This window comes from Streptococcus dentiloxodontae, from assembly GCF_053206925.1.
Genome location: NZ_JBRUHR010000001.1, coordinates 276548 through 294573, shown reverse-complemented (window position 1 = coordinate 294573; position 18026 = coordinate 276548). Strand labels below are relative to the sequence as shown.

10 protein-coding genes are annotated in these 18026 nt (G+C 37.6%); 7 read left to right on the top strand and 3 right to left on the bottom strand.

Translation table 11 applies throughout. The features are described 5' to 3' along the window. Positions 1–11: 11 nt before the first annotated feature. The 3 genes from ACVRZ8_RS01320 to ACVRZ8_RS01310 all read right to left on the bottom strand — a co-directional run bounded on the left by ACVRZ8_RS01320 (position 12) and on the right by ACVRZ8_RS01310 (position 3536). Complete coding sequence (locus ACVRZ8_RS01320; protein ID WP_447447519.1) at positions 12–848, bottom strand: sugar ABC transporter permease; 837 nt, start codon at positions 846–848, stop codon at positions 12–14. Beyond that, the gene (locus ACVRZ8_RS01315) at positions 848–2209 is read right to left on the bottom strand and encodes a carbohydrate ABC transporter permease (protein WP_447447518.1); all 1362 of its coding nucleotides are present in this window, start codon (positions 2207–2209) and stop codon (positions 848–850) included. Before ACVRZ8_RS01315 ends, ACVRZ8_RS01320 begins: the two co-directional genes overlap by 1 nt. Before the next feature lie 79 nt (positions 2210–2288). Continuing rightward, a complete protein-coding gene (locus ACVRZ8_RS01310) occupies positions 2289–3536 on the bottom strand; it encodes an extracellular solute-binding protein (RefSeq protein ID WP_447447517.1) in 1248 nt (415 codons plus the stop codon). 200 nt (positions 3537–3736) lie between these two features. On the opposite strand from ACVRZ8_RS01310, the gene ACVRZ8_RS01305 reads away from it, so the two are divergent. From ACVRZ8_RS01305 to ACVRZ8_RS01275, 7 genes are all read left to right on the top strand, one after another. Further along, the gene (locus tag ACVRZ8_RS01305; RefSeq protein ID WP_447447516.1) at positions 3737–4756 is read left to right on the top strand and encodes a LacI family DNA-binding transcriptional regulator; all 1020 of its coding nucleotides are present in this window, start codon (positions 3737–3739) and stop codon (positions 4754–4756) included. A 112-nt stretch (positions 4757–4868) separates the two neighbouring features. Then, the gene (gene malQ / locus ACVRZ8_RS01300) at positions 4869–6398 is read left to right on the top strand and encodes a 4-alpha-glucanotransferase (RefSeq protein WP_447447515.1); all 1530 of its coding nucleotides are present in this window, start codon (positions 4869–4871) and stop codon (positions 6396–6398) included. Continuing rightward, positions 6370–8646 carry a glycogen/starch/alpha-glucan family phosphorylase gene (gene glgP / locus ACVRZ8_RS01295; protein ID WP_447447514.1) on the top strand — a complete coding sequence of 759 codons (2277 nt, stop codon included), beginning with the start codon at positions 6370–6372 and terminating at the stop codon, positions 8644–8646. The genes malQ and glgP overlap by 29 nt, the downstream gene beginning before the upstream one ends. 404 nt (positions 8647–9050) lie before the next feature. Then, positions 9051–9944, top strand: a complete 894-nt coding sequence (locus ACVRZ8_RS01290) for a hypothetical protein (RefSeq protein WP_447447513.1) — start codon at positions 9051–9053, stop codon at positions 9942–9944. A gap of 490 nt (positions 9945–10434) precedes the next feature. Continuing rightward, positions 10435–12696 carry a KxYKxGKxW signal peptide domain-containing protein gene (locus ACVRZ8_RS01285; RefSeq protein ID WP_447447512.1) on the top strand — a complete coding sequence of 754 codons (2262 nt, stop codon included), beginning with the start codon at positions 10435–10437 and terminating at the stop codon, positions 12694–12696. Between the two features lie 510 nt (positions 12697–13206). After that, the gene (locus ACVRZ8_RS01280) at positions 13207–13410 is read left to right on the top strand and encodes a hypothetical protein (RefSeq protein WP_447447511.1); all 204 of its coding nucleotides are present in this window, start codon (positions 13207–13209) and stop codon (positions 13408–13410) included. 319 nt (positions 13411–13729) lie between these two features. Further along, positions 13730–17929 carry a S8 family serine peptidase gene (locus ACVRZ8_RS01275; RefSeq protein WP_447447510.1) on the top strand — a complete coding sequence of 1400 codons (4200 nt, stop codon included), beginning with the start codon at positions 13730–13732 and terminating at the stop codon, positions 17927–17929. Positions 17930–18026 lie beyond the last annotated feature (97 nt).

Sequence of the window (18026 nt, the reverse complement as noted above, 5' to 3'; positions counted from 1 at the left end):
CCTTATTCTTTTTATTTAACAGATCCACCAGTAATGCCTTCAACATAATATTTTTGCATAAAGATGAAGAGTATCGTGATTGGAATGGCAATCAATACGGAACCTGCTGCAAAGGCCATGAACCAATTATTGATGGTATCGGCTTGAAGCATAGAGAATAGACCGATAGCTACCGTGTATTTGCTGGTAGCATCACCGAGAATAACTTGAGCAAAAATAAAGTCAATCCAAGGACCAATAAATGCTAAAAGGGCAGTGTAAACAATGATAGGTTTAGAAAGTGGCAAAGTAATTTTTAAGAAAATATCTTTACGCGTTGCGCCATCAATCATAGCCGATTCATCTAGTGAATAAGGAATAGTGTCAAAAAATCCTTTAGCAATATAAAAGGTCAAAGCAGCTCCCGCTGAATAGACAAAGACTAAGGATGTTAATGTTTGGGTGAGGCTGAGTGCTTTTAAAATATAATAAACAGCAATCATACTCATAAATCCCGGAAACATATTAAGAACAAGAGCTAGTTTTAAGAAACCATTACGATGTTTAAATTTAATACGGCTAAGAGAATAAGCCATTGCTACAGTAATAAAAGTGGAAAGGATACAAGTAGCTGTTGAAACTGCTAATGTATTTAAAAACCAGCGTCCAAATGGGAAAGAAGAGTTGGTAAATAGTTTGACATAATTATCTAAAGTCCATGTTTTTGGAATAAAGTAAGGGACATAAGCTGTTCCCTCACCACGAAAACTGGTTAAGACAACCCAAGCAATGGGAAAAAGCCAAATGAGGGATAGGAAAACTAATAAGGCATAAGTTAAACCGAGCTGGAGACGTTTTTTTCTTTTCATTATTTAACAGCTCCTTCCTTGTATGATGCTGTGCGGGTATAAGCTAAAAGACTGAAGATAGCTGAGATGGCAAAAATGAAGATACCAATAACAGAAGCTAGATTATAGTCTGCAGCATTCACTGTTAGTTTATAAAGCCAGGTGACCAATAGGTCAGTAGTGCCGGCTTGGTAAAATTCTGAATTAGTCGGTCCACCACCAGTTAAGAGATAAATAACATTGAAATTATTAATATTTCCAATGAATTGTTGGATTAAAGATGGCATCATAATTAAGAGAATTTGAGGAAAAGTGATAGATTTGAAAATTTGGAATTTACTTGCTCCATCAATTTCTGCGGCCTCAATTTGTTCACTTGGAAGGTTCATGATAATTCCTGTTGCAACTAGCATTGTAAAAGGAATACCAACCCACATATTAACGAAGATGATCGAGAATTTAGCCCAAGTAGGATCTGATAAAAAAGGCATAGAATGCGAGATTAGTCCAATTTTTTCTAGAAAAGCATTGAGAGGACCTTGGTCATTGAGGAAATTTCTCATCAATAGAAGCGAAATAAATTGGGGAACGGCGATGGTAATAACAAAGATAGTTCGCCACATTTTTTTCAATTTTAGACCCTTAGCATTGATGATAAGAGCTAAAATCACCCCAAAAAGGAAGTTTGTCACGGTTGCGAAAACAGCCCAGATAAGTGTCCAAGAAAGGACAGGGAAGAAGGTTCCAGCCATGCGACCATTCAAGACATTACCAAAATTAGCCAACCCTACCCAATCAAAAAGGGATTTAGGAGGAAGATGATTGTGATCATAATTGGTAAATGCTAAACAAATCATGTAAACAAGTGGCAAGATGGTAAAAAGAAGGACACCAATTAAAGGAATAGCCATTAATGTCATATGAAAACGTCCATTTGCCAAGGTCATAAAATCTTCCTTGAAAGATGGAATGTGACGGCCTTCTTTTTTCAGGACATAAAGATTTCTGGCACTTTTAAGATTGCACCAGTAGACATAGGCGAAAACTAAACAAAAAATGAGTGATGCCAATCCAAAAATAAGCATCAGCATAGAATTGTCGCCTTCAACTGCCACCTGCATCTTAATACCGTCTACAATTTTTTCGTGCATCCCTTGTGTTTTCGTACCGAGAGTTATCAAGCCTGTGAAGCTTGGAATAACTTGTGTGACAAAAGCAATAAGAAAAGCTATTTCACTTAAAAGAAAGAGAGCGCCTTTTATAAATTGCTTATTCATCAAATTGGCAAATCCCATAATTAAAAATGATAATTTGATATCTGTTTTCCCTTGTTTAAAAGCTTCAAGTACAGATACCTGATTATGAGAAGATGATTGGCTCATGTTTATCTCCTTTACTTTAATTATTCAATTAAGTTAAAAGAATAAGTGAGGAGATTTAGTTTCCCTCACTTATGATGTTTTATTTAGCAGCTGCTAAATCTTTATCAAATTGTTCTAATTTAGCAAGGTAATCACTTTCTTTAATTTTACCATTGTAAGCATCACTGAGAATAGCTGCGCTTTCAGTCCAAAATGTTGTCATTTGACTGAGTTTAGGCATAACAACAGTATAATCTGAAGAAGATCCCATTTTGATAACAGCTTGTGCTAGTTCACCATTTTTGACTGCATCGGAGTTTTGAACAGTCTTGTTAGATGGGATGATGTCACGTCCTTTTGTTTTAAATTGATTTTCTTGACTTTCAGCGCTGGTTAAGTAAGAAGCCAGTTTGTAGCTAGCAGCAATACGTTTTGTATCTCCATTTGAAGGTGCTTGGTTAACAGCATATAGTTTGACACCTAAGAAGGCTTTTTGTTGGACTTCTTGGCCATTGATATTTATTTTTGGATAAATAGCAACGCCTAAATTGTCTTTACCGATGGCTTTTTGTGCAGCTTCATAATCCCAAGGACCTGATTCGAAGGAAGCGACGGAACCATCACCAAATTTAGACATGACATTATTATCGTCAAGATTGACAAAACCAGTGTTGGTTTTTTGACTAGCAATCCATTTCAAAACAGACACACCAGCATCATTTCCCCAGTTAGTTCCTTTGACATCTTCACCATTTTCACCAAAGATGGTATCGCCTACTGATAAGAAGAGAGGAGCAGTTGCATAAGCATTAACTTGTTTAAATTTTGCTCCAAAACTTGCCTTGCTCGTAATGGTTTCATAAGATGTCACGTCATCAGCTGTAAGTTGAGTTTTATTGTAGTAAAGAACCTGAGACTCGATTCCAAAAGGAAAAGCATAGGTTTTACCCTTGTATTTAGCTCCTTCTACAGCTTGTTCTGTTTCGCTTTCAGCGATTTCCTTTGAATATTTTTCAGGAATTTCCTGAATAACACCAGAATCAACTAATTGTCCTAGCTGATCATGCGGCAGTGAGAAAACATCTGCAGCTGTGCTAGGGTCCTTCTTAATTTTTTCTTGAGCTTTAGTATCTTCAGATTCAATAATCTTAACTTTGTAGTTTGAATCTTTTTCAAATTTCTTTACGATTTCTTTATAAGACTCTTTAGCTCCTGTTGGAACCCAAAGTTTAATGGTTTTTGAATCTGCGCTACTTGATTTGGAATCTTTTGACCCACAAGCAACGAGAATGCTGCCTGCAAGCAAAAGGCTCGCACTACCGACGACTAATTTTTGCCATGTTTTCATAGCTATCTCCTCCTGAAATTGTTTTGTAACATTTCTTACAATAATTATTATGCAACCGGTTTCATAAATTGTCAAGCTTTTTTTTGATATTTTGATGGAATGTTATTTTATTTTTCTTTCTATTTAACAATTTTCTATTAATCTTGCAAGCAGTGCAGAACTGTTGTAAAATAGGTTCATTAAGCATAAAGGAAAGTCATATGGTTACTATTAAGGATGTAGCAAGGGAAGCAGGAGTCAATCCCTCTACTGTCAGCCGAGTTTTGAAAGATAATCCCTCTATCTCGCAAAAAACAAAAGATAGAGTCAAACAGGCCATGGCGGATTTGGGTTATGTGCCTAACTTGGCTGCTCAAACCTTGGCTAGTGGCTTAACTTACTGTGTTGGTGTGGTTTTGCCGCCCTTGGTGAGTCCAGATCGTTTAAATGAGCCTTTTTTTATGGAAATCTTGACAGCGATTAATGATGAGGCTAATCATAATGAGTTTACTGTTTCAATTGCAACAAGTGATACTTTGACTGATTTAAAAGATCAGGTACAGCTCATGTATAAGCAAAGACGAGTGGATGGTTTTATTGTTCTCTATTCGGAAAAAGAGGATCCTGTAAGTCAATACCTAATCAAAAATAAAATTCCTTTTGTTATTATTGGTGCTCCAGTTGATTCTAAAAATAAAACGACCTATATTGATAATGATAACCAATTGATGGCAAAAATTGCTGTTGATTATCTCTATCAAAAGGGGCATGAGCAGATTTTATTTGTCACTAATGATCAGAAAAGTGATATTTGTATTGAGCGTTTTATTGGATATCAAAGAGGCATGCAAGCATTAGGGTTAAACTCTTATGATAGTGTGCTTTTTGATCCCAAGCAGACTGCTACATTAGAAGTTTTTATGGAAAAAATTCAGCAAGAAAAAATAACGGCTCTCCTTATTATTGGTGACGTTGTTTCCCTTCGGATTATTCAATTTTTATCTTATTATGGGATAGCAGTGCCGGATGATATGTCTATCGTATCTTTCAACAATTCTAGCTATGCTACTATTTTACATCCGTATTTAACAACATTTGATATTAACGTTGACCGTTTAGGAAGAAAAAGTTTGCATTGTTTACTGGAAAAAGTTCAAAAGCGTCAATCAGAAGATCAAAAAGTGACCGTTCCTTTTACGTTGAAAGAGCGTGAGAGTGTTCGTGATCTTAAGAAAAGCTAGAGATATCAGTCTTTGTCTCTAGTTTTTTTATTTTTGAAAAAATTCTTGATTTATGCAAACGATTGCGCTATACTCTTTTTTAGAATGATAATTAAAAAAGTTAGGAGAATATATGGAAAAACGTGCGAGTGGTATCTTGATGCATATCAGTTCTCTACCAGGAAAATTTGGAATTGGCACTTTCGGTCAGGAAGCTTATGATTTTGTTGATTTCCTTAAAAAAACAGGTCAAACATACTGGCAACTCTTGCCTTTGACAACAACGAGTTATGGTGATTCTCCTTATCAGTCTTTTTCTGCTGTTGCTGGTAATGTGAATTTTGTTGACTTTACTAAATTGCAAGAAGCTGGTTTATTAGATGAGGCTGACTATAATTCTGTTTCTTTTGGAGAAGACGAAGAAGCTGTTGATTATGCTCTTTTGTTCAAAGTGCGCCGGCCTATTTTAGAAAAGGCTGTTGCTCATTTTTTAGCCAATCAATCAAATAGAAAAGCATTAAGTCAATTTGAAAAAGAAAATGACACTTGGCTATCTGACTATGCTGAGTTTATGGCAATCAAGGAACATTTTGGTCACAAGGCCTTGCAGGAATGGGGAGATAAAAAAGCTATTCAACGTGATGAAGAGCGTCTCGTGCACTATCGTCGTCTTTTGGCCGATGAAATTAACTATTATAAAGTAACCCAATATTTCTTTTTTGAACAATGGCTGGCGCTGAAAGCATATGCCAATAAAAATCATATTAAAATTATTGGCGATATGCCCATTTATGTCGCCAAGGATAGTGTTGAAGTTTGGACGATGCCTGAGCTCTTTAAGATGGATGAGGATCTGCAGCCTCTATCAGTTGCAGGCTGTCCACCGGATGAGTTTAGTGATGAGGGCCAGCTTTGGGGAAATCCTATTTATGATTGGAAAAGTCATCGCGAAACAGGTTTTGCTTGGTGGATTTATCGTATTCAAGAAAGTTTTAAAATCTATGATATTTTGCGGATAGACCATTTTAAAGGCTTCTCAGATTACTGGGAAATTGAAGGAGGTTCCGATACGGCTAAAAATGGTAGTTGGCAACCTGGTCCTGGCATAGCGCTTTTTAGAGCTGTGCAAAATGCCTTGGGAGACTTGCCAATTATTGCTGAAGATTTGGGGTATGTTGATGATAAGGTAAGAAAACTGCTAAAAGATACAGGCTTTCCTGGCATGAAAATTTTAGAGTTTGGTTTCTATGATTTGACTGGTCACAGTATTGACATTCCCCACCATTATGTTCCCAATAGTGTTGCCTATATTGGGACGCATGATAATGACGTGGTTAATGGTTGGTATGAGAGCCTCACTGTTGAACAAGAGGAATTTGTGGATGCTTATACTCATCGCAAACCTATTGAGCCAGTTAATCAGGCCATGCTTAGGTTGCTCTTTTCAACGGTTAGTAAGACAGCCATCTTAACGATGCAAGATTTGCTCAACAAACCGGCTAATTCTAGAATGAATACCCCATCAACTATCGGTGGTAATTGGCAATGGCGTATGCGAGCAAAAGATTTAACACAAGACAAGATAGACTTTTTAAGTAAAATAACGAAACTTTATCAAAGAGGAAATGAAGAAAATGACACAAAACGTAAAACAGTTCAGTAACTATGTTCAGGAAAAAACAGGTCAGGACTTAGCACAATTAAGCAATGAAGCGATTTATATTCAACTCTTGCACTTTGTCAAAGAAGTGGCCAAAGATAAGCCTAAAAATACTTCTAAACGCAAGGTTTATTATATCTCTGCTGAGTTCTTAATTGGGAAGTTGTTATCTAATAATTTGATTAACTTAGGTCTTTATAAGACCGTTAAGGATGAATTAGCTGCCGCTGGCAAGTCTATCAGCCAAATAGAAGATGTGGAATTAGAACCATCACTTGGTAACGGTGGTTTGGGACGTTTGGCTTCTTGCTTTATTGATTCCATGTCAACGCTTGGTATTAACGGGGAAGGTGTTGGGCTGAACTATCACTGTGGACTTTTCAAGCAAGTTTTTCGTGATAATCAGCAGGAAGCTGAACCGAATTATTGGATTGAAGACAATTCTTGGTTGGTTCCAACTGATATTTCTTATGATGTGCCTTTCCGTGATTTTACGCTTAAGTCCAAATTGGATCGTATTGATATTTTAGGTTATCACAAGGATAGTAAGAACTACCTTAATCTCTTTGATATTGATGGTCTTGATTACGGTTTAATCAAGGATGGCATCACTTTTGATAAGACAGAAATTAAGAAGAACTTGACTCTCTTCCTTTATCCTGATGATTCTGATAAAAATGGGGAATTGCTGCGCATTTACCAACAGTATTTCATGGTTTCAAATGCTGCTCAGCTCTTGATTGATGAAGCGCTGGAACGTGGTTCCAATTTGCATGATTTGGCTGACTATGCCTATGTGCAAATCAATGATACTCATCCGTCAATGGTTATTCCAGAGCTTGTTCGTCTCTTAAATGAAAAACATGGCTTGGACTTCTATGAAGCAGTGGACATTGTTAAGAACATGATTGGCTATACTAACCATACCATTCTAGCAGAAGCTCTTGAAAAATGGCCTTTGGAATATTTAAATGAAGTTGTTCCACATTTGGTAACCATCATTGAGCATTTAGATAGTATTGTTCGGAGTGAATACAAAGATGATGCTGTTCAAATCATTGATAGAGATAATCGGGTTCACATGGCGAACATGGATATTCACTTTTCAACCAGTGTTAATGGGGTTGCTGCTCTCCACACTGAAATCTTGAAAAATAGTGAATTGAAACCTTTCTATGATATTTATCCTGAAAAATTCAATAACAAAACCAATGGAATTACTTTCCGTCGTTGGTTGGAATTTGCCAACCAAGATTTGGCAACCTACATTAAAGAATTAATTGGTGAAGGTTACCTTAAAGATGCTACTGAGCTTGAAAAATTGTTGGCCTTTGCGGATGACAAGACTGTCCATGGCCAATTAGCAAAGATCAAGTTTAATAATAAATTGGCTCTCAAGCGCTATCTTAAGGACAATAAGGGGATTGAGCTTGATGAAAATTCCATTATTGATACTCAAATCAAGCGTTTCCACGAATACAAGCGTCAGCAAATGAATGCTCTTTATGTTATTCATAAATATTTGGAAATCAAAAAAGGCAATCTTCCAAAACGCAAAATTACCGTTATCTTCGGTGGTAAAGCAGCACCAGCCTATACCATTGCCCAAGATATTATTCATTTGATTCTTTGTTTATCGGAACTGATTAATAATGATCCTGAAGTCAGTCCTTACCTGAATGTCTTTTTGGTTGAAAATTATAATGTTACTGTGGCCGAAAAATTGATTCCAGCTACAGATATTTCGGAACAAATTTCCTTGGCTTCAAAAGAAGCTTCTGGTACAGGTAACATGAAATTCATGCTTAATGGCGCTTTGACGCTGGGTACTATGGATGGTGCCAATGTGGAAATTGCTGAATTGGTTGGTTCAGATAATATCTACATTTTTGGTAAGGATTCAGATACCATTATTGATTTGTATGACAAGGGAACTTATGTTTCTAAGGATTATTATGCTAATGATTCTGCTATAAAAGAAGCTGTCGATTTCATTGTTAGTGATGCCATTCTTGCTTTGGGTAAAAAAGAACGCTTGGAACGTCTTTACCATGAACTTATTAATAAAGATTGGTTCATGACCTTGATTGACTTAAGAGAATATATTGTCAAGAAAGAAGAAATGCTGGCTGATTATGAAGATCAAGACGTATGGAACAAAAAGGTCATTCAAAACATATCTAAAGCTGGTTTCTTCTCATCAGATAGAACCATTGAACAATATGATAAGGATATTTGGCACAGTTTGTAAGAAACAAATCTAAAAAACGAGATTCATTCAATAAAATCATAAAATAAAAGTAAGCAAATCTATTTCGGTTAAGCTCCGAAGTAACATTTGCCTGCTTTTTCCTTTTGACCTTCACTCAATTTGATATGTCAATTACAGTTTTTAGTTTACTTTTAGTATCAGACAACGAGCAGCAGGTAGCTCAAAAGGTCCGGGGAGCTTTTGAGGTTATGGCAATAAGGAAGCTTGCCTTTCCTCAAAAAGTACAGCAAAGCGAGTTAACGAAGTCATAAAAGAAAAACTGAATGGCTATATATGACAAATCCTAGGAACTTTTGTCCCAACCTCTAGACATGATTGAGTTGAATTGATCAATAGAAATGGATTGTGAATAAAAAAATGAATTAAAAATTGGAGGATTAAGTATGCAGGAAGAAAATAAACAGTCATTGTCATCTGAAAATAAAGAGGGTAGGAAGAAAAGAAATCGTCATTTGGTGAAACGTATTATTCTGGGGCTTTTATTCTTTTTCTCTAGTGTTTGTTGTTTTTCAATGATTGCCGGTGTAGTATCGCATCGTTTTGTGATGGAAAATATTCTTGCTATCATTGGATTTATATTTTCTTTCTTTCTGTTAATCGTCTTTGAAAGATGGATTTTACAGATGGAACAGAAAATTAATTCTAAGAAGATTTTATTTTTACCAATTCTGCTTATCATTTCTATTTTTATCGTAACATTCGCATTAATGGCATATCAGGTAAATAAATCTTCTCCTTATGCTGCACTTGGGAAAAATGTAAATACTTCTGGCTACAATCATGATTTTACAGATTTTGGAAGTGATGATCTGGAAAAACTAATTCAAAAATCTCTTGTGAAATCTAAGGACAAGCCTATCGCACGTATTGATTTGAAAGATTATCATGAAGTTTTTGTGAGTACAGGAAATGAGATTACGGCATATGAGTTTGCCGAACAGGATCACAGATATTTTTATCTTGGAATGCGAGACCTCCTCTATCATGCTGACTGGTATCCATCTGCTTCATACAATGGGCAGGAAACTGTGTTTTGTGATGCATCACAAAGTCGTTCATCTCATGGAATCCGAATGTTTCAGGAGGGGGACAGTGATCCTGCATGGGGTGTAACAGAGTTTAATCCAGAAAAAGCTATAAAGATTAAAGACAAATATCCGGATCAGGTTGAGAAAATAAAGATTGGATCAGACTCGGTTATATATCTTTGGATTTATTATAATCTGGATAATACAGAAAAACTCAAGCTTAAAGATGTAGAAGTGGTAGAACCATAACTTTATTATAGAATTATTGAAATATCTACCTTGATTTAGGATTACATAGTTACTTCAACAATAAAGCATATATGGAAATTCTTAATGATATGCAATGGTTTTTAAACAAACTATATTTAAAAATTAATACTCAAAGAAAATCAAAATCAGATTAGGCAACGTCTTAAGAAAATCCGCTAATGCTGGATTTTCTACGCCAAGCTCTATGAAGCTGGCTAAAAACCTTACTAGCTCGTTGGTGAAATAATATCGATTTCACCTCCTCTAAATCGGTATCATACGGTTTTCTTATCATATCTTTAGTTTAACATTTTTTTGTGAATACAGGTTCTCAGTTGCTTCCCAAGTCTTTTTTTAAAAAACAAAAATTAGATAAAGTTACTTTTCTTGCATTTTTAAAGTTCATTTTTGGGAATAACTTGCTAATTTATTAAAAAAGTTCTACAATTTAGATGTAAAATTATTAAAGTAATATTAGGAGGACTTTAAAATGAAACTTTCTACGCATTTCAAACTTCACAAAGTTAAAAAGCATTGGGTAACGATTATGGGGACAGCTATTGTCCTTACAGTGCTTGCTTCTGTGAGTACAACTGTTACCGCTGATGAAGTCTCTCAAACGCAAACAGAAACAGATACGGAACTAGTTTCTGAGCAAGTCAGCAACACGACTGAAGATATTCAGCAAACAACCGAAACTCCTATCAATGATGAAAATGCAGCTACTGTCTCTTCAGAAAATGCTTCAACTAACAGTAACTCTGAAACCACATCTAACACAGTTGCCTCTCAAGATGTTAGGGAAGTCCTAACAAGTGAAACAGAAGGGACTCCTGAGACTAAGCAAAGTGAGACGAGCGCCTCTGATGGAGCTAAAGAAACGGCAGAAAGCGAAACCGTTTCCAATCAATCTGAAATAAATCAGGTTCAAACTGAAAGCGAGACACCTCTGGAAACGACTGGTACAGAAGAAGCAGCTAGTTCATCTCAAGGTTTCTACGAAAAAGATAATAATTGGTATTACAAAAATGATAGTGGGCAATTAGTTACCGGTTACCAAACTATTGATGGCTTTAATTATTATTTTGATGAGGATGGTCGTCAGCTTAAAGGAATAGGCTACGATACGAATGGGAAATACATTGCAACAGATCATGATACGGGTGTGCTCCTAGAGGGAGGAGCAGCCAAAACAGCTCAGTACCGTGATCAAGTCAGCAGAGAATTTACCAAGGGCAAGGCCGATATTATCTATTATGATGAGAATGGCAAAACTGTCAGCAACCGTTTTGTATTGGATAAGTACTATCCAACTAACATAAAGAGAAGCGCTCATCAGACAGGATGGCTTTACATTGGGGCAGATGGTAAGGCAGTCACAGGAGACCAGCTCATTGATGGTGTACTTTATCATTTCGATAAAAAATACGGCGGTCAGTACAAAGACACTGTTTACCATCAGCAAGAACAAGGTTTAGATGGTAGTTCAGCTGGTTACTATTATTTAGACGATAATGGCCGTCCAGTTAAAAATTCCTTTATCCAAGTAACCACTGATAATTATCAAGGTTATTACTATGCAGATCAGGATGGACAATTAGCTGAAGGCTGGAAAAATATTGATGGCAAGACTTACTATTTTGCTAAGTTAGATGATACCACTTTCTATAATGATCATCGGACTAGATTTGGGCAAATTAAAGGACAAATGCTGCTTATTGATGGTGCCAAATATTACTTTGATCCTAACACCGGTGAACTTTTGAAAAATCAAACAGTAACTGTCAATGGAAAAGATTACACCCTAGGACAAGATGGTAAAGTTCAGGAAAACTATGGTTTTATTACCAAGGAAGATGGACAGACTTATTACCAGCTGGAAAATGGTGATTATGCCAAAGGCCTGACTGTTATCAATCATAAGAACTATTATTTCGATAAAGAAACCGGACAAATGGTTAGAGATAAAATTATCTTGGACATGGATCACTATCTCTACGGTTTTAAGGGCAGTCACTATTACAGTACCTACTACTTTGGTAAAGATGGCTATGGCGTTCAAGGTTTCCAAACCATTGATGGTAAACTCTACTACTTTGGAGCTGGCGGTCGGTCTGTTTCCAGTAACTACTCACAGGCTATTTCTGTGGAGGATGACTATTACTTCATAGAAGATGACCAAGTTGTTACAGATCAACTCGTCAACTACGGCCTCTTAACATTTGGCTACAATCCATATTATGAAAATAAGGTTGGTTATTTCGGTTCTGATGGCAAGCTCCAACAGGGCTGGTACGAAAAAAATGGCCAAACTTACTACACTATTGAGCCTGAAAATAGTAGATCCGAAAATTACAGACCATCCTATACTCGTGCTGAAGGACTGACTAGTATTGATCATAATATTTACTACTTTGACAAGACTACAGGTCAACTCAAATCTAACGGTTGGTATCAAGTAGATCCAAGTAAGAATGAATGGCGCTATATGGATGCAAATGGCAAAGTCTTAACAGGTTGGCAAGTGCTTAATGGAAAAACCTATTATTACAGCACTGGACAAATAGATAATGGCGCTTCATCTAAGTCGACAACCAGTGTTGGTATCCAAGTCAAAGGTAAATTAGTTGATATTGATGGCAGTCAATACTATTTTGACCCAGATTCTGGTGAACTCTGGACTAATCGGACATTAAACTATGACGGACATACCTACCAACTTGATGATAAAGGAAAGGCAACTCAACTATAACAAAGAGTTTTGAACAATAGTGTCTTAATCCAAGAAAAAAGCAATGGTTGCGGACTGCACCCCAAAAGTTGGACACAAAATCTAACGATTGGGATGCAATTCATGCGGCTGTTGCTTTTTGCATTGGAAAGAGTTAGAACCTGTATTCACAAAATTCATCTGAATGATATAGGTAGAAAAAAGCGACCGAAAGGTCGCTAAGACGACAGTTGCCGCCGTGGTGATGAGATTGTTGCCCGTTTCGGACAACAATCGTGGGGATTTTCGAGACCTTAGGCTCGAAAATTAGGCATGGAACGACGCAGTCGGTCGCTGCCATCCCCACCACTTAATACTCTTTGAAAATCAAAACTATACTTTGTTGACTTCAGCTTGCCGTACTCCAGTACTGTCTGCGCTTCGTCGCCTCGTCTAATTTTGATTTTCTTTGAGTATAAGGCAGACTGTCACAAAAATTCTTATGAATACAAGTTCTTATAGAGTCCGTTCAATCAATTTAGAAAGGATTCCATGCACATTTGCTATCGCACAAATCAAACGATATTAGCATTAGAGCTGTCATCATGTTTACCATCAAGTTATGCTGTTTTTACCATTGAAAAAGTGAGCACAGAGATGTCTGATGAACAGTTTACTCTTTTTCATCATGCTCTCAGTCGTTCGTCTTATCTTCCTAAAATGCTTCTGGCTATCCTGTTATTTATCTACTTATAGAGGATATTTTTAGGATGGAAAATTGAAAAAGATGGTAGAAAACAAGGATATGGAATATCTAATATGAGTTTATCGCATCATCAATTGTTTTCGTGTGACTGCCAATATTAAAGTATGAAAGCTATCAAGAAGTATGTGAAAGGCCTATCCTAGACTGTTTTATTTTCATTATTAACTGCGTAATAGTTATGCCTTTTTATTAGGTTTATTAAAAATATATAAATTAAAAACTAAAAGCATTTAAAATTTTTGCTATTTTTATCTTTTTGTGCGATAATAATACTATCTTAATACAATTTTTAACGAGGAGGGATAATCAATGGATAGTAAACAACGTTTTTCATTGAGAAAATCAACTTTTGGAGCAGTTTCTGTTTTATTGGGAACAATTTTTTTGCTGATGACAGCACCGCAGGCGGCTGCAGAAGAGCTGAAAACTGATACAAAGGCAGCGGTAAGCACAGAGCAGGTTGTGCAAACTGATACTTCAACTGTCAAACAAGAACAGGCTGAACAAGTACAGGAGACAGATAAGGTCACAAATAGTTCTAACAGTCAAAGTGCAAAAGAGCAGCCTAGTTCTTCGGTCTCAGAGGTGAATGCTGCAGGCGACAATCAGCCTCAAGCCTCACTTTCAGAAGTAAGCAATGCGGCTAACTCTCAGACGCAATCTACTGTTTCATCAGAATCTCAGACAGATTTAGCAAGTTCAAGTGAAGCAATAGAATCTAAAACGGAGCAGGCGGCTAAATCAACCGTTTCAGAAGGAGGTCAGCTTCAATCAGATGTTGCAGATAGCGGCAGTTCCAAAGAACAAGAAGATAAGAGTCAGGCCAGCTCAGAGAGTCAAGCAAACAGCTCCAGCTCTGCCATTTCTCAGACCCAAGAAACAAGTGATACAGCCTCAGAGCAGCCAAGTTCTGGAGAGATTTCTCAGTCTAATCTTAACATAATCTCAGCGACAGATGCTTGGAAAAAAGGCTATAAAGGGGAAGGGACAGTTGTAGCAATTATTGATACAGGACTGGATGTTAATCACGAGATGCTAGGCTTAACAGATATCTCAAAGGCTAAATACCAAAATCAAACGGAGCTGGAAATGGCTAAAGCTGCAGCAGGTATAGACTATGGTAAATGGTACAACAACAAGGTTATCTATGCTCATAACTACTATGATGTTAGTGAAGAGATTAAAGAAACAAAATCTTCTTCTCATGGCATGCACGTAACTTCAATAGCGACAGGAAATCCCACTGATGAAGACGAAGCTACTGATTTGTCTATCTATGGGGTTGCGCCAGAAGCTCAAGTTATGCTTATGCGAGTCTTTTCAGATCGTAATGGAAGCAGCAATGCTGGTTACTACATCCAAGCTATTGAAGATGCTGTAGCTTTAGGAGCAGATACTATTAATCTTTCCTTAGGAGGTGCAGGTGGGTCAACTAGTGAAGTTGGAGATGGTCTCAAAGCAGCTATTCAAAAAGCTAAGGAAGCAGGTGTGACTGTCGTTATGTCTGCTGGTAATGATGGTTATTATAGTGCTGGTGCTGCTACACCATTAACAACCAATCCTGATTACGGTGTTGTAGGCAGCCCCTCAACAACAAAAGATGGGATTTCTGTAGCTTCCATTAATACCGACGAGATAGTGCGGGATGCTCTTACCATCAAAAACAGTGATGGAACGGAAACAAAGGCTGTTTACTCGACATCTTATGATACCAGCGGAACTACTCAATTAGCCGCATTTAAAAATGGAACCTATGACTATGTTAATGCTGGCAAAGGAACAGTCAAGGAATTGGCTAATCTGGATTTGACAGGTAAGGTAGCCTTGATTGAACGCAGTGATTTAGATTTCAATCAACAAGTGCTCAATGCGCAGGCTAAGGGAGCCGTCGGAGTGGTTGTTTTTGATAATGTTGATGAATACGTTTATTCAATGTTTCTTGATGAATCAGCGGTTTCCATCCCCTCTGTCTTTATCAGTAAGGAAGCAGGACAGACTCTTATCTCTGGAGAACACCAATTAGTTTTTGATGATTCTAAAGCTTTTGGGAAATTTTGGTCAGCGGGTTCTTTATCCGATTTTTCAGCTTGGGGAATGACAGCTGATGGTTACTTAAAACCAGATCTGACAGCTCCAGGGAGTATAATCTATGCGGCAGCCAATGATAACGCTTATATTGATAAGAGCGGGACCAGTATGGCTTCACCGCATGTAGCAGGAGCAGCAGCCATTGTCAAAGAATACCTTCAGAAAAATTACCCCAACATTACAGGCAGTCAGCTGAGCGATTTGGTTAAAAATCTGTTGATGAGTACGGCTGATCCGCATTATGATAAGACCACCAACGCTTATTCGTCGCCGCGTAAGCAGGGTGCAGGAGTCATTAATCTTGATAAGGCGACTTCGACAGGCCTGTATGTGACGGGTGCGGATAATTACGGCAGTATCACCCTAGGTGAGGTTGAGGATTCCTTTGGTTTTGATGTAGTGGTTCATAATATCACCAATGAAGATAAAAGCTTGAAATATGTGACCAATCTGAATACAGATAACACTGATGGTCAGCATTTCGCCCTGACTCCTAAAGCTCTGTCTGAAATTACGGGACAAACCATCACTGTTCCAGCTAACGGTACGACAACTGTCAGAATTTCAGTTAACGCATCCGAATATGCCAATGCCTTGAAGAACCAGATGCCTAATGGCTACTATTTGGAAGGATTTGTGCGTTTCCTTGATACGATGACAGGCGCAGATGTTGTTTCTATCCCTTATGTTGGTTTTCGTGGTGATTTTGACAATTTGCCTGTCCTCGAAGAATCTATTTATGACCTAGTAGAATTTGGCAAACCAGGTAATTATGTCACTATTGACAATAATGGTAATTTTGCTGACGAAGCGACTTATACGGCTCTAATGACGGAAAGCACAGACAAACTCTACAGTCAAACCTATACACCTGTAGCGACCACTAAAGTTTTGGGAAGCCATGCGAACGCAGACGGTACTTGGACGCTTTATCAAGACAGTAATGGCAAGACTCAGCTGGCTATTTCTCCGAATGCTGACAACAACCAAGACAGTCTGACCCTGCGCGGAACATTCCTGCGCAATTATAGTAATCTTACCGCAGCTGTTTATGTAGCAGATGATGCTAACTTGGAAAATCCTATCTGGACCTCAACAGCTGGCGGTGGAAGAAAAAATTATTTTGGCTATGGTGATCTAGGTGAAGAAAAAAGCACTCTCGTAGCTGCAACCAAATGGGATGGTAAAAATAGTCAAGGACAAACGGTGGCAGATGGTAAATACAAGTATGTACTGACCTATAATTCAGGAGTCCCAGGCAGCAAAACACAAAATATGACCTTTAATATCGCAGTTGATACTGTTGCTCCGGAAATACCGACTGGAAATCTTGTCAGCAATGCAGACGGCAGCTTTACCTTTGCTTCTCATACGGCATCAGATACAGGATCAGGAATAGCAAGTGAGCAAGTCTTCTACCTTGTCAAAGGCGATAATGGCACTTATACCAATATTGCGACTGACAGCACAACGGGTACAGTTACAATGACGGATAATAAAGTAGTAATAACACCTAATAGCAACGGAACTTATACGATTCCAAAAGGTGTGGAATTATCAAAGGTTTATCATGTTGTTACCGACTATGCTGGGAACTCTGGCTATAGAACTTTGGATAGTTTAACATCTGTTCCAGTAAATTCTGGACTTGTTCAAGTTGGTCTAACTAATGGTGAAAGTTTTGTGGCAGGCGCATTTCTATTTACCTACCGTGTGACTGACAGTAATGGTAAACAGGTTGTTGCCGACTTTTATGTTGATGCAGCGACTGGACAGCCTATGTTAGATAATCTTGTTCTTCCATTCGGCACTTATACCTTTGAGTTGGTCAGTTATAACACGGACTGGGGAACTGTAGTTGGCGACCGAACCAAAAAAATAACCCTAACGGCTGATGATTCTATTCAAGGTGTTTTCTTTACCATAGATATCGCAAAAACAAGCACTGTTCAAGTTCGTTTCAATCAAAAATTAGGAGAGGGCGTCAAAGTCTATGCTGTGGCTGAAGATGGCAGTAAAACAGAACTAGCTGGTGCGATTTACAATAAAGACGTTTATGTAGCTGATTTGAAAAATGGGGTTTATACCTTTGAAGCTGATGGCTATGAGTTCTTATCAGACAATAAAAAAGATATCACTCAAAACAGTGAGTTTACCTTTGATGTGGTCAATAAAGAGGTTCTGCGCCAAAAAATAGCAGAGCTTAGCAAGGCGACAGAAACAAAAGACTATTCAAAAGCTGATAATAACCTAGTCTCAGCCTACCAAATCGCCTACACTGCAGCAAAGGAAGCCATAGATGCAGCTTCAGATCAAAAGACTATTGATACAGCATTGGATAATTTGAATGCAGCCTACTTTGCCTTAACTACTCAGACGAGTTCATCTGCAGCAGCAGACAGCAAGATTGTCACGGTTTAAAAGCTTTTGCCGAAAGGCGGCACTTATAGCGATTTGATTTATTAAATGAGCACTAAAAAACCCCTTGGCTTTATTAGCCAAGGGGTTTTAATTGAGA

What these genes read in the sequence shown, in the direction of transcription:
- ACVRZ8_RS01320 (WP_447447519.1), bottom strand. Translation starts at nt 848, where the DNA reads ATGAAAAGAAAAAAACGTCTCCAGCTCGGTTTAACTTATGCCTTATTA.
- ACVRZ8_RS01315 (WP_447447518.1), bottom strand. Translation starts at nt 2,209, where the DNA reads ATGAGCCAATCATCTTCTCATAATCAGGTATCTGTACTTGAAGCTTTT.
- ACVRZ8_RS01310 (WP_447447517.1), bottom strand. Translation starts at nt 3,536, where the DNA reads ATGAAAACATGGCAAAAATTAGTCGTCGGTAGTGCGAGCCTTTTGCTT.
- ACVRZ8_RS01305 (WP_447447516.1), top strand. Translation starts at nt 3,737, where the DNA reads ATGGTTACTATTAAGGATGTAGCAAGGGAAGCAGGAGTCAATCCCTCT.
- malQ (WP_447447515.1), top strand. Translation starts at nt 4,869, where the DNA reads ATGGAAAAACGTGCGAGTGGTATCTTGATGCATATCAGTTCTCTACCA.
- glgP (WP_447447514.1), top strand. Translation starts at nt 6,370, where the DNA reads ATGACACAAAACGTAAAACAGTTCAGTAACTATGTTCAGGAAAAAACA.
- ACVRZ8_RS01290 (WP_447447513.1), top strand. Translation starts at nt 9,051, where the DNA reads ATGCAGGAAGAAAATAAACAGTCATTGTCATCTGAAAATAAAGAGGGT.
- ACVRZ8_RS01285 (WP_447447512.1), top strand. Translation starts at nt 10,435, where the DNA reads ATGAAACTTTCTACGCATTTCAAACTTCACAAAGTTAAAAAGCATTGG.
- ACVRZ8_RS01280 (WP_447447511.1), top strand. Translation starts at nt 13,207, where the DNA reads ATGCACATTTGCTATCGCACAAATCAAACGATATTAGCATTAGAGCTG.
- ACVRZ8_RS01275 (WP_447447510.1), top strand. Translation starts at nt 13,730, where the DNA reads ATGGATAGTAAACAACGTTTTTCATTGAGAAAATCAACTTTTGGAGCA.